Origin of the sequence: Trueperella pyogenes, assembly GCF_001070855.1 — a bacterium.
Taxonomy (GTDB): Bacteria; Actinomycetota; Actinomycetes; order Actinomycetales; family Actinomycetaceae; genus Pauljensenia; species Pauljensenia pyogenes_A.
The window spans coordinates 1-11,783 of record NZ_JVLH01000014.1 but is presented as its reverse complement, the minus strand read 5'-3'; the positions used below and the strand labels follow the sequence as shown (position 1 = coordinate 11,783).

Sequence of the window (11,783 nt, the reverse complement as noted above, 5' to 3'; positions counted from 1 at the left end):
ATCAGTGCAGTTTTAGCGCGAACGGCGCAGGTAAATCCCCAGACCGATCACACTCAAGCCCAGCATTCCGATGACACTCGACCAGGTCATCGCATCGGGAGCCTTCGACAGGGCAACAGACTCACTAAAGCCCGTCATTCCAACCATTTTCAGACCATCAGGAGAGCAGACAAGCGTGTAATCACCAGCCTGCAGTCCCGAAACAGTCCACTGGTTCAAGGTGGACTGCATAGGGTGCTCTCCCCCATCACTTCCGCGAAGGAGGCACGAAGTTGCCTGTCCAGACGTCACCTGAACGACATAGCCGCCACTGGAATCCACACTCACGCTCTGGCCGCTGGAAACCTCACGAGCGCTCGCCTGCATCGCAGAAAAATCCGCACCAGACATTGCAATTCCAAAGAAAGTCGCGGGAGCAATGAGTACGGACATGACAATGCCCAGCACAATCACACCAATTCCACGCCGGCGCTTCTTTGCCGACTGACGAGCCTGCGCGGGAACGCCGATCTCGTCACCGCGCATCGGCTGGGCGGGTGGCGCATAGCCAAGTTTTCCGCCGGAAGTGCGCAGTTTGATACGCCCTTGTTCTCCCTCGCGAGGCAGCCTCCTGCCCGCCGGCGCCGACTCCCCTTCCCTCTCAGGTACAGCCTCGATCGGCGAGGTCTGCGGAGCCTCGGGTGCCCGCGCGGAGGTGGCCTGCGGCTCAGCCTCGGAATAACGTTCAAAACGCGGGCCGCGCGGGGGCAGGATCAGCTCACCATACTGATCCCAAGGCACACCCCGCCCTGATCGAGATTCCTCAGCGCTCATGTCGTTCCAAACGCTCGCGGAGCTCTGGGCGCAAAATCGTTGCAGCTAGGCGTTCACGACGAAGTTCCGCAACCCCCGGAACCTCGAGAGGTTCGAGCTTGTGTCCCAAAGCGCGCTCAAGCAAGAGGTCCGCAAGCTGAGGGTTGCGCGCAAGAACCGGCCCATGCAGGTAGGTCGCAATGATTGACCCCTGAACAGCACCATCGATACGCGGCGCTTTGAGGACAGACTCATCCGCAGAAGCGCTGGGCTCATCAAAGCCTTCGGGAGGAAGAATCGAGTTCCCCTTTCCGAAAAGCACCTTCCCCAAAGGACGCGCATCGGGACCCAGCTGGCTTCCGCCACCGTGGTTTTCAAACCCTGTCAGCGGCTCAGATAGTCCCTCGATTTCGGGCTGAACAACAAGTTCGCCGATTGAACGCTTTCCCTGGGGGCGAGTCGTCAGATCCAAGAGACCTAGGCCTTCTACCTTGCGATTGCGCGCATCCGTGTACCAGTGGCCCAAGATTTGAAGTGAAGCGCAGATCGCCAGAAGAGGCCTACCCGCCGCAACAGCATTCTTCAAACCGGGATCGGCAGTGAAAGTCTCGACCGCCAGTTCCTGGGCTGCGTCTTCACCACCACCGAGCGTGTAGATGTCGAGATCATCGGGAATCGCATCGCCAACACCGACATACTGAATCTGGGCATCAAAGCCACGCCGACGCGCGCGTTCCGCGAGCACCAGGGCGTTGCCACCGTCCGCGTAGGTCCCCAAGACTTCAGGGAGAAGAACGCCAATTCGCAGTGCACTCATTCTGCTTCCTCCGCTTGACGATGAGAATCCAATACCCGCTTAAAATCACGCAAAGCCGTGTAGTTGAGAAGAATTTCAACCCTGCCCGGAATGCACGATTGCAGCGCATCCATTGGCAGCGGGAAAAGTTCACAGTGGACACCCGCATATTCCAATCGGACTGCGAGGTCTGCACCGCGCTCGCCACAGGCATAAACCTTGCGGTGTGGAGCGCCAAGAACCGAGAAGTCCACATCCCACAGCCAGGACAGGTCTTGCCCGTCAGCAACCTGGCCATTGATCGCGACAATCACCTGATCAACACCGGGGTCAATCATGTACATGGCTTCCTGCCATCCGGCGGGATTCTTTGCCAGCATGAGTCGCGCCAGTCGGCCATGGATTTCGTAGGTCGAATAGCGACCTGCGACCTCAACGACCTCGGACATTGCACGGCACGCGGCCTGCGGGTCCACACCCATCGCGACGGCCGCAGCCAACGCCTCGAGCGCGTTGGACAAATTGGCACGACCGGGAAGTGAGAGCCGCAAAGGAATTCGCAGACCATCCCTACGACACGCAGTGGCACTGGGGTGGGAAGGATCGGAAAGGTCCTCATCTTCCAGCCACCACAGGGGATCGGGGCGACGATACTGATCCAAACCCTCATCCGAAGAAGAGGCCGTCAAAGGAACAACTCGCCAGGAGTCATCGGCATGGATGACGCGTCCGCCGCGTGGGAAGGCAGTCGAATCCCCCATCCATGCGTGTCCGGCAGCAACCCACTGAACATTGGGGCTATCCCAGGCAGCCGAGGCAACCAAGGGATCATCACAGTTCGCAATCACCACAGCATTGGGATGTTCATTGACCGCCTTACGCAGGCGACGTTCAACAGCTCCGATCTCACCCACTCGGTCCAGCTGATCTCGTGAAAGGTTCAGCAAAACCATGGCCTGCGGATCGACAAAACGCGACACCGTGGGCATGTGCATCTCGTCAACTTCGAGCGCTGCAAGCGGGGCATCTGAACGCATCAGTGCGGTGGTGATTCCCGGGGTCATATTGTCTCCATTTGTATTGGAGGCAACGTGACCAATCGAAAAGAGCGCAGCTCGAAGCAGGCGGGTTGTTGTTGACTTTCCGTTCGTGCCAGAAACGACAACGCTTCGGCGATTCTTTGCCAATTCTGCGAGCAAATTCGGGTCAAGCTTCAGTGCAACTTTGCCACCGATCATCCCGCCCGAACCGCGTCCGAGGCGGCGAGAGGCCCAACTGGCACCCTTCCCCGCTGCTACTGCTACGCGCGAACGTAAAGTCAATGAAGTCATGGAACCTACACTACATTGATTGCTTCATAGCTTCTCCACAGCTTGGACATAATTCGTACAGATCAGCTGTGGGCAAAGTTAGTGTCATGAACACGAACGCAGCACTCAAGACGCAGGGTCAGACCGCCATGACATTCGCTTCCGCCCTCAGCGCGAAGCTTGTCGACACGATCCGCACCAATGCGCGAGTTCTGCGCTACCTGGCCTCGTCGTTGTCCTCAACCGCGCTGGACTACACGATGCTGCTCATCCTGAACGCAACCATCGGCGGAGTCTTCCTGCCGGTCGCACTGGCCAGGGTCTCCTCGTGTTCTCTGAACTTCGCTCTGAACCGGAAGGTCTTCAACGCTCGCGGTGGAATTGTTGCTACAGCTTTCCGCTATGCGATCATGGCCGCAAGCGTGATGACCATGTCCTACCTGATGATCCAAGCTCTAGTGTCAGCCGGCATGGCTCTGTGGATGGCCTCTTTAACCGCGAACACTTCGCTCTTCATCGTCAACTACCTAGGCCAGAACTTCTTCGTCTTCGGCACCTTGGCCGACCTTCGCGCCTCAATTTCCGAGGCCGTGGCCGGGCTGCAGCAAACAGCAACGCGGGTCACTGGCATCCTTTCGTCGATGCTTGCGCGGGTCACCGGACGGGATCTGGTCTTAGCTGCCTGAAAATTGGGAGCAAAAAGGGGAGGCATTTTCATGCCTCCCCTCACTCACTCCACCTCGAGGACATCGCTCGAGGGGGTGTGTTATCGCGAAACCACAACGGTTCCTTCGATGACCCGAACTCCTTCGGGCGATGCTTCAATAAGCGCCCGAACGCGCTGCTTGCCAGCAGGTCGCCACGCTACGAGGCCTCGGTCCCTGACGGGTACCATGCCGCCGCGCCGAGATTCTTCAGCACGACGCGCATGCGCACGACGCATGGGGCGAATCTGGCCGTCTGGGCTTGCCACGAATACTCGGTCAAAGACGGGTTCGAATTCTTCGACCCGCTCAGCCAAGGCATCGCGCTGTTCTCGCAGGCGATCAACTTCGTCCTCCAGCTCCATGATTCGCTGGATACCGGCCAAGTTGATTCCCTCATCTTGGCTCAGGCGCTGAATCTCCTTCAAACGCTCGACATCGCGTCGGGTGTAACGCCGCCCGCGTCCCTTCGTACGAAGGGGCGTTACCAAGCCAATCCGATCGTATTGACGCAAGGTTTGCGGGTGCATTCCCGCGAGCTGTGCGGCAACGGAAATCACGAAGGTTACTTCATCCTGATGTCCCATCACGCACTCACCTTCTTTACGAGTTCTGCGCGCGGATCACTCTGATCAAGCGAATCCGCTAGCGACTTGATCGAATCAAGCTGCTCAGGGGTTAGATCCTTGGGGACTACCACACTGATGGTTGCCAAGAGATCGCCTGTCCCCTTCTTCGTGGCCACACCGCGCCCCTTCAGACGCAGGGTACGTCCGGAATCGGAGCCGGCGGGAACCTTGACGATGACGGTCGAACCATCGATCAAGGGAAGCTCGACATTGGCACCCAGCGTGGCCTCGGCAAAGGTCACGGGAAGGGTCATGCGAAGGTCATTTCCCTCGCGGCTGTAGACCGGATCCTCCTCGACGTGGATCGTGACGATCAGATCGCCAGCGCTCCCGCCGTTGATCGAGGCCTTCCCCTTGCCGCGCAGACGCACACTCTGTCCGTCCTTAATTCCCTTGGGAACCTTGACGGTCATGGGATTTCCGGAGACAGCCAACTTGATGTTGACTCCACTCAGGCTTTGCTTGAGCGTAATGCGCGTCGATGCATGCAAGTCTTCGCCCTTTTGGGGGGCTTGCTGGTAGGGCGAACCGTGTGCTCCGCCGAAGTCACCGAATTGAGATGCGCCGGCGAAGGGAGAGGACCCACGCGAAGAGCCGCCACCAAAACCACCGAAAGCACCCAGAATGTCGTCGAGGTTGATACCTGCGCCGCCACCGCTGGTGGAGAAACGAACATTTCCGCCGTTTCCCCCACCGAACGCGCCGAAGAGATCTTCAAAGTTCACGCCGGATGCTCCGCCGCCACCAGCACCGCCGCGGAAACCGCCGGCGCCCATCGAGCGAATCGCATCGTATTGCTGGCGCTGCTCAGGGTTGGACAGGACCGTGTAGGCCTCGCCAATTTCCTTGAAGCGTTCTTCAGCTTCGGGGTTCCCCTTGTTCTGGTCGGGGTGCCAGGTGCGCGCAAGTTTGCGGTAGGCCTTCTTGATTGTGGCCTCATCAGCATCCTTGCTTACGCCAAGGACCTTGTAGAAATCCTTTTGGAGCCAATCTTCTCCACTCACTGCGCGTCACCTCCTTTTTTGACTCTGCAGTTCGTTGAATGTTCCTTATTCAGGGTTGTACACCAGGACTTTCGCCGCGCGGATAATGGTCTCTCCGCGACGATATCCAGATTGCAAGACCTGTCCCAAGACCGGGTGATCCACGTCAGCGCTGGGCTGAGCCATGAGCGCTTCGTGAAGCATGGGGTCAAAATCGTCCCCCTCGTCTCCGAAACGTTCCAGCTCGAAGCGCGTGCGAAGCGTGTCTTCTAGCTTGTTCGCGATTGAGGCAAAGGGACCATCATTGAGATCCCCGTGCTTGCGCGCGGCCTCGATATCGTCCAAGACACCGATCATGGCTTCCAGCACCTGGTCGCGTCCGGACTGGACGTGGCCGGCAACGGATTCCTTGGAACGGCGAACGAAGTTCGAATATTCCTGGTTCAGGTTGTACAGGTCTGCGTGGGCGCGGGCGAGTTTTTCTTCCGCCTGCGCCACTTGGTCGAGAGCCTTGGACAGTTCGCTGTCTTCGAGCTGCTCTTCAAAGTCCGACATGTCGACTTCACCCATTTCCTCGCCCTGAGTGTTTGCCGAGGCCGCGGTTGCGTCTGCAGCTGCACCCTCTTGAGCGTGGGGCTGGGCGTCGCCCGGGGTGGCCGGCTGAGAGCCGACCACCGGATCCTGGGCGTCGTCGGAAGTGTTCGTGGGCTCAGTGCTCACTTGTCGTCCTCATCCACGACTTCGGCGTCGATGACGTCGTCATCGGAGGAAGCGGAGGACTCCTGTGAAGCACCTGCTTCAGCGGCGGCCTGAGCGGCCTGAGCGTTCTGATAGACCTCCTGGCCGATCTTCATCGCGGACTGGTTGAGCTTCTCAACGGTGCTCTTCACAGCCTCGATGTCGCTGCCCTTGAGGGCTTCCTTCACGGCGTCAAGGTCACCCTGGACTTCCTGGCGGGTCGCTTCGGAGACCTTGTCGGCGTCTTCCTTCAGGGTCTTCTCGATGGTGTAGACCAGCTGCTCTGCGGAGTTACGAATCTCAAGCTCCTCGCGGCGCTTCTTATCGTCTTCTTCGTGCTGAGCGGCCTCGTTGACCATGCGATCAATGTCTTCCTTGCTCAAGGCGCTGCCACCGGTGATGGTCACCGCGGTTTCCTTGCCGGTTCCAAGGTCCTTCGCGGAGACGTGAACAATACCGTTCGCATCGATATCGAAGGTGACCTCGATCTGAGGAACGCCACGCGGTGCGGGGGCAATACCAGAGAGCTCGAAGTTACCGAGCGACTTGTTGTCAGCGGTGAACTGACGCTCGCCTTGGAAGACCTGGACCAGAACCGAGGTCTGGCCGTCGGCAGCGGTCGAGTAGACGCGCGACGCCTTAGTCGGGATTGCGGTGTTGCGCTCGATGACCTTGTCCATGACGCCGCCCATGGTCTCAATACCCAGGGACAGAGGAGTCACATCGATCAGCAGAACGTCCTTACGATCACCCTGGATGACGCCAGCCTGCAGGGCTGCACCAACTGCGACGACCTCATCGGGGTTCACGCCCTTGTTGGGCTCGCGGCCACCGGTGAGCTTCTTCACGAGCTCTGCAACGGCGGGCATACGAGTGGAGCCGCCGACCAGGACGACGTGATCGATCTCGCTGACGGAGATACCGGCATCCTTGATGACCTTCTCGAAGGGAGCCTTGGTGCGCTCAAGCAGATCCGAGGTCATTTCCTCGAACTTTGCGCGGGTGAGGGTCTCGTCCAAGTGAACGGGGCCATCAGCAGTGACCGAGAGGTACTGCAGCGAAATGTTTGTGCTCATTGCGCTGGACAGTTCCTTCTTTGCCTGCTCGGCTGCTGCGCGCAGACGCTGAAGTGCGACCGGGTCCTTGGACAGATCTGCGCCGCTCTTAGCCTTCACCTGCTCGATCAGCCAGTCAACAATGCGCTGATCCCAGTCATCGCCACCCAGGCGGTTATCACCTGCGGTTGCGCGGACCTGAATGGTGGAGAAGCCGTCATCATCCTTGCCGATTTCCAGCAGGGAGACGTCGAAGGTACCGCCACCGAGGTCGAAGACCAGAATGAGCTCGTCTTCCTTACCCTTTTCGAGGCCGTAGGCCAGTGCCGCAGCCGTCGGCTCGTTAACAATACGCAGGACGTTCAGGCCTGCGATCTGGCCGGCATCCTTGGTTGCCTGACGCTCTGCGTCGTTGAAGTACGCAGGAACGGTGATGACCGCGTCGGTAACGGGCTCACCGAGGTATTCTTCTGCATCCCTCTTGAGCTTGGAGAGGATACGTGCGGAGATCTCCTGTGCGGTGTACTTCTTATCGTCAATGTTGACGCTCCAGTCAGTGCCCATGTGGCGCTTGACCGAAGAGATGGTGCGATCAACATTCGTGACCGCCTGACGCTTGGCGATCTCACCAACCAAGACCTCGCCGGTCTTGGAGAAAGCAACGACCGAGGGGGTCGTACGTGTGCCTTCTGCATTCGCAATGATTGTGGGTTCTCCGCCTTCAAGTACTGCGATTGCGGAGTTCGTGGTGCCGAGGTCAATACCTACTGCGCGTCCCATTAGTTTTTCCTTTCATCAAAGCGTGGTGGAAATTGTCGCCGAGGCGATGCCGCGCTTTGTACGTCTTCTGTTGTGGTGGTCGAGGTTTCGACCTTCAGACCACCTTGAGTCTGTTGCACTCAAGTTTACGGATTGCCTACCGGGCCCGCAAGCCCTACACCAAAACTTGAGTCTGACATACTCAACTTATTTCGGGGGCTTTTATTCCCCAGTTTCCAAAATTACTTATTTAGAATCGACAAATCTGCCGATTACCATTGAAAATCCGCGGAAAAAACGGAATTCATTCCACGGAATTTCTCCATATCTCGGCGCTCTTTCTTCGTCGGACGCCCACTACCGCGTTCTCGCTGGGCGAAGGCGACCCCCAGCCGAGGCCTCGGCTCGCTGAGATCTTCGTAGCACAGTTTCGCGAAAGGATAACCCAGTCGTTTCGCAAGGAGCTTGCGAACGATAAGAACACGGTCAAAGCCCTCCACGCGCAAACGAACTTCATCGCCCACACGCACTTTCTGCGCAGCCTTCACCGATTCACCGTTAATTTTGACGTGACCGGCACGAGCAGCTGAGGTTGCCTGCGAACGCGACTTCACATGGCGCGTTGCCCACAGCCATGTATCAATACGCATACTCTCACCCGCCGCGAGCGCTCCCGCGGGAACCTCCGTCGGTTCGTTGGACACGCGATCAGTCGCCTTCTCAGTCATGGCGAAATCTTAACGCCACCAACAGCAAACACATCCCCCCCTACTTACACTCAACAGATCTGCTCGTTGTGGCGAAGACAGTTCCAAGATGCCAAGATGAAACGATGGAGTGCGTACATCTAATAAACAGGGAATGCCATTCGTGCCCCCTCATGCCCACTCCCTATGACATCCAGCTTGCTCAGCGTCAAAAAGAAGCCTGCGAGCTACTGGCAACTCTGCCCCAGCCCTCGGGAATGAAATGGCTACCCGCCGCCGCATCAATGCCTGAGCACTACCGAAGCAAAGCAAAGTTTGCGGTCGGCGGAAGCGCCGAGCACCCCACGCTTGGTATCACGGGACCTGCGCCTACCTATGAAGGGGTCGACCTTCCGCACTGCATTGCGCACACCAAGGTCATCGCCTCGACGATCGAACCACTGAAAGCATTCATTCGCGAGCTTCACCTTGAGCCCTACGACATCGCGCACAGGCGTGGCGAACTCAAACACATCTTGGTCACACAGGGAAGCGATGACGCACTGATGATTCGCTTCGTCATGCGCTCAAAGCGCGACCTTGCACTTCTACGTTCAAAACTTTCACTGCTTTACTCGCTCATCCCTACGGCTCAGGTAGTGACCGTCAATATTCTCCCCGCGCACGCCGCACTGGTAGAAGGCGACGAAGAGATCGTCATTTCTGAGCAGCAGACACTGCCCATGCTTGTCGGCGATGTTGAGCTTCACCTGGGACCGCGCTCGTTTTCGCAAACCAACACGGGAGTGGCCTCGCAGCTCTATCGACAGGTCGCGAGCTGGGCACAACAAAGCGGGGCATCTTCCCTATGGGACCTCTACTGCGGAGTAGGCGGTTTTGCACTGCACGCAGCACGTGGCGGGGTTGAGCGCGTCAGCGGTGTTGAGATTTCTCCCGAGGCCATTGCCTCAGCACGGTGCACCGCGGAAGATTTGGGGGTGAGCGACCGCGTTCATTTGATAGCCGGGGATGCCGCACAGTGGGCTTTTGCGCAATATGCCGAGGCACGTCCGGATGCCATCGTCGTCAACCCACCGCGGCGCGGAATTGGAACAGAGCTTGCTCAGTGGATTAATCAGAGCAACATTCCCACGGTGATTTACTCGTCCTGTTATCCAAAGTCGCTGGTCAGCGACCTTCGACTCATGAATTCCTACCGACTCACACAAGCGCGCCTCTTCGATATGTTCCCCCATACGAATCATATGGAATGCGCGGTTTTACTCACGAAAATCGCATAGTTCTTCACTTCTTCATCGCCTTCACATACGCTGGATTCTTGTTCAAAGTTCACTGCGTAACTAGACTCAAAATAGATGCGTTTTTGAATCCATTGAGACCCCATCTCATACAAGAGCACTTCCTGAGATAACGACGAGGTAGAAGGATGATACGAACTCGAAATGCTGTGTTAGCCACGGCTGCTATTGCCGCTTTAATAACCGGTGGCACGGCGCTAGCGGGTCCACGCGACGCACAAGCCCAGGATCAAGCATTCTCGATCTCTCAAAACATCACGGCTGACGCAGTCACTGTCTGCAACACCAATCCTGTCATTGCGACCTACCACGGAACCGTAAACCTGACGATTCCTGTTGTCACCCTTCTGGCCAATTTCGAGGCCGAGATGCAGGCCGCAGCCACAGCAGGACAGAGCCCGCACGCAGCGGGTGCTCAGAACCCGGACATCACCTTCACGGTCTCTGTTCCTCAGGGAACACAGGTTGGCCCCGGAACCGTCACAAATTCCTCCTCCTTGATCTCAAACTGGTGGCTGTCCCCCAATTCAGAGAAAACCGAAATGACGGTCAATCTTCATTTGATGAATACTGATTGGCAGGGACTGTACACCACCTATACATCCGAGAAGAGCAATCCTCTTGGGCATACCATCACGGTCAAGATCCCCTATGCAGTCGGTGCAAATAATGCAGCAGATGCGGCACGGATTGCTCAAGAGCAGATCACCAGCAGGGCAACTGTGAAGTTCTTTACGGGTGGCGACACCCCCAACAAAGTCTTCACCTCTGCAGTCGCATCAAATCCAATTGCATCCACGCCCACGGACTGCTTTTCGAACGCGCCACAGCGGATGACACGTTGGGTGGATGCAGAGACCGGAGCTGACCTCAAAGCCCCTCAGACTGGTCCGAACTTCTTCCAAGCTGCCGGGATCCCCGACTACGAGTTTGTTTCCTCAGAGCTGTCAACAGATCGCATGACTGGTTACTACAAGTACAAGAAGGTTTTCGGTGACCTTCCGGTCAACGGCGATGATCCAACGGTCGATACCGACTTCAAGATCGGCGCTGATGACGCCGTCGCAGCACAGAAGGAAACAATCCAGGCTGAGAATAAGCAGTCTCTTCTGACCATCGAAAATGTCATCCACCTGAACAATCTTCAGGGTGGACGCATTGCAACCCTCCTGCAAAAGTACGAGGAATCTCCCGCGACTTTCGATGAGATGATGCTGAAGAATGCACACCTGGGCTTCACTACGCAGATCACTCTTCCTGAGCAGCTGAAATTTGCTGATCCCTCTGCCATCTCCATCACCGGGATCCCGGAAGGCTTCACGGCAAAGACCGTGGCGATTGATGGTCAGACGGCACGTGTGACAGTCGACGTCAATAATCCTGAGTCCATTACAACCGCCGAGGCTCTGAAGGACGCAATGTCAAAGCTTCAGGGTGAGGCTGTCATCACGATCAAGAAGATCGCATTTGCCGATTCGGCGCGCCCTGATACCGACTACACAATTGAGCATCAGACTCAGGGGTTGGTCTCAGTCGATATCGCAAAGCAGCTTGGGGTCATTGTTCGCCCAGGCACTCCCTCCCCCGCTTGCCCACCAACGATGGGCGGCTACGACCAGCTCAAGCCTGCCGAGCCACTTCCCGTCCAGGGAACAGTGTTTGACCCGCCCGCACCGGCATGCCCTCCAACCACTGCATATAGCGCCGCATGGACTTTGCCCATGACCGGCCCATCGGCTGGTTGGGCCGAGGCACCGCTTATGGAACATTCTTTGAAGTACACAAGCAGCGAGTCACACCTTTTCGTCACGCGCCTGTCCTTTAAGCCAGGCCCGACGCCAACACCGACGACGGTTACGCCCTCGGTTCCTCCCACGCCTGCAACGCAGCTCGCCAAGACCGGCGCTCTCACCGGTGGAGTGCTGCTGCTCGCTGCCGGAACAAGCGCTATTGGCGCCGCGACAATGCGGAAGAAGCGCTCGTAATTCGCATCTCATAGCTATAGGCGGGGG

General features: G+C 57.6%; 11 protein-coding genes. 3 read left to right on the top strand and 8 right to left on the bottom strand.

The annotated features are described in order from the left end of the window. Window positions 1–12 precede the first annotated feature (12 nt). Genes ADG72_RS07025 through ADG72_RS07015 form a run of 3 tightly spaced genes read right to left on the bottom strand, consistent with a single transcriptional unit; the run spans window position 13 to window position 2,919 of the window. Entirely contained in the window at window positions 13–813 is an 801-nt protein-coding gene (locus ADG72_RS07025) for a hypothetical protein (RefSeq protein WP_048713837.1), read from the bottom strand. After that, a complete protein-coding gene (locus ADG72_RS07020; protein ID WP_048713835.1) occupies window positions 803–1,609 on the bottom strand; it encodes a type 1 glutamine amidotransferase in 807 nt (268 codons plus the stop codon). The genes ADG72_RS07025 and ADG72_RS07020 overlap by 11 nt, the downstream gene beginning before the upstream one ends. Then, window positions 1,606–2,919, bottom strand: coding sequence for a MurT ligase domain-containing protein (locus ADG72_RS07015; RefSeq protein WP_192831734.1), 1,314 nt, complete (start codon window positions 2,917–2,919; stop codon window positions 1,606–1,608). The genes ADG72_RS07020 and ADG72_RS07015 overlap by 4 nt, the downstream gene beginning before the upstream one ends. Window positions 2,920–3,005: 86 nt before the next feature. Between ADG72_RS07015 and ADG72_RS07010 the strand changes: the two genes are divergently transcribed. Next, window positions 3,006–3,584 (top strand): GtrA family protein, encoded by a 579-nt coding sequence (locus tag ADG72_RS07010; RefSeq protein WP_048713832.1) that lies wholly within the window; start codon window positions 3,006–3,008, stop codon window positions 3,582–3,584. A gap of 80 nt (window positions 3,585–3,664) precedes the next feature. On the opposite strand, the gene ADG72_RS07005 is transcribed toward ADG72_RS07010, so the two are convergent. From ADG72_RS07005 to ADG72_RS06985, 5 genes are all read right to left on the bottom strand, one after another. Further along, a complete protein-coding gene (locus tag ADG72_RS07005; protein ID WP_048713829.1) occupies window positions 3,665–4,189 on the bottom strand; it encodes a heat shock protein transcriptional repressor HspR in 525 nt (174 codons plus the stop codon). Beyond that, window positions 4,189–5,235 carry a DnaJ C-terminal domain-containing protein gene (locus tag ADG72_RS07000; RefSeq protein ID WP_048713827.1) on the bottom strand — a complete coding sequence of 349 codons (1,047 nt, stop codon included), beginning with the start codon at window positions 5,233–5,235 and terminating at the stop codon, window positions 4,189–4,191. Before ADG72_RS07000 ends, ADG72_RS07005 begins: the two co-directional genes overlap by 1 nt. Before the next feature lie 45 nt (window positions 5,236–5,280). Next, entirely contained in the window at window positions 5,281–5,934 is a 654-nt protein-coding gene (locus ADG72_RS06995; protein WP_048713823.1) for a nucleotide exchange factor GrpE, read from the bottom strand. Next, a complete protein-coding gene (gene dnaK / locus ADG72_RS06990; protein WP_048713821.1) occupies window positions 5,931–7,787 on the bottom strand; it encodes a molecular chaperone DnaK in 1,857 nt (618 codons plus the stop codon). The genes ADG72_RS06995 and dnaK overlap by 4 nt, the downstream gene beginning before the upstream one ends. A gap of 251 nt (window positions 7,788–8,038) precedes the next feature. Further along, window positions 8,039–8,494, bottom strand: coding sequence for an RNA-binding S4 domain-containing protein (locus tag ADG72_RS06985; RefSeq protein ID WP_048713815.1), 456 nt, complete (start codon window positions 8,492–8,494; stop codon window positions 8,039–8,041). A gap of 152 nt (window positions 8,495–8,646) precedes the next feature. Here ADG72_RS06985 and ADG72_RS06980 point away from each other — a divergent pair, with 152 nt between their 5' ends. Beyond that, a complete protein-coding gene (locus ADG72_RS06980; protein WP_048713813.1) occupies window positions 8,647–9,753 on the top strand; it encodes a methyltransferase domain-containing protein in 1,107 nt (368 codons plus the stop codon). A gap of 167 nt (window positions 9,754–9,920) precedes the next feature. Further along, window positions 9,921–11,756: a cell wall protein gene (locus ADG72_RS06975; RefSeq protein WP_107070853.1), complete on the top strand. Its 1,836-nt coding sequence runs from the start codon at window positions 9,921–9,923 to the stop codon at window positions 11,754–11,756. The last annotated feature ends 27 nt before the right edge of the window (window positions 11,757–11,783 follow it).

Bases quoted from the DNA above. Each gene is read 5' to 3' on its own strand.
- ADG72_RS07025 (WP_048713837.1), bottom strand. From the start codon at position 813: ATGAGCGCTGAGGAATCTCGATCAGGGCGGGGTGTGCCTTGGGATCAG.
- ADG72_RS07020 (WP_048713835.1), bottom strand. From the start codon at position 1,609: ATGAGTGCACTGCGAATTGGCGTTCTTCTCCCTGAAGTCTTGGGGACC.
- ADG72_RS07015 (WP_192831734.1), bottom strand. From the start codon at position 2,919: ATGACTTCATTGACTTTACGTTCGCGCGTAGCAGTAGCAGCGGGGAAG.
- ADG72_RS07010 (WP_048713832.1), top strand. From the start codon at position 3,006: ATGAACACGAACGCAGCACTCAAGACGCAGGGTCAGACCGCCATGACA.
- ADG72_RS07005 (WP_048713829.1), bottom strand. From the start codon at position 4,189: ATGGGACATCAGGATGAAGTAACCTTCGTGATTTCCGTTGCCGCACAG.
- dnaK (WP_048713821.1), bottom strand. From the start codon at position 7,787: ATGGGACGCGCAGTAGGTATTGACCTCGGCACCACGAACTCCGCAATC.
- ADG72_RS06985 (WP_048713815.1), bottom strand. From the start codon at position 8,494: ATGACTGAGAAGGCGACTGATCGCGTGTCCAACGAACCGACGGAGGTT.
- ADG72_RS06980 (WP_048713813.1), top strand. From the start codon at position 8,647: ATGCCCACTCCCTATGACATCCAGCTTGCTCAGCGTCAAAAAGAAGCC.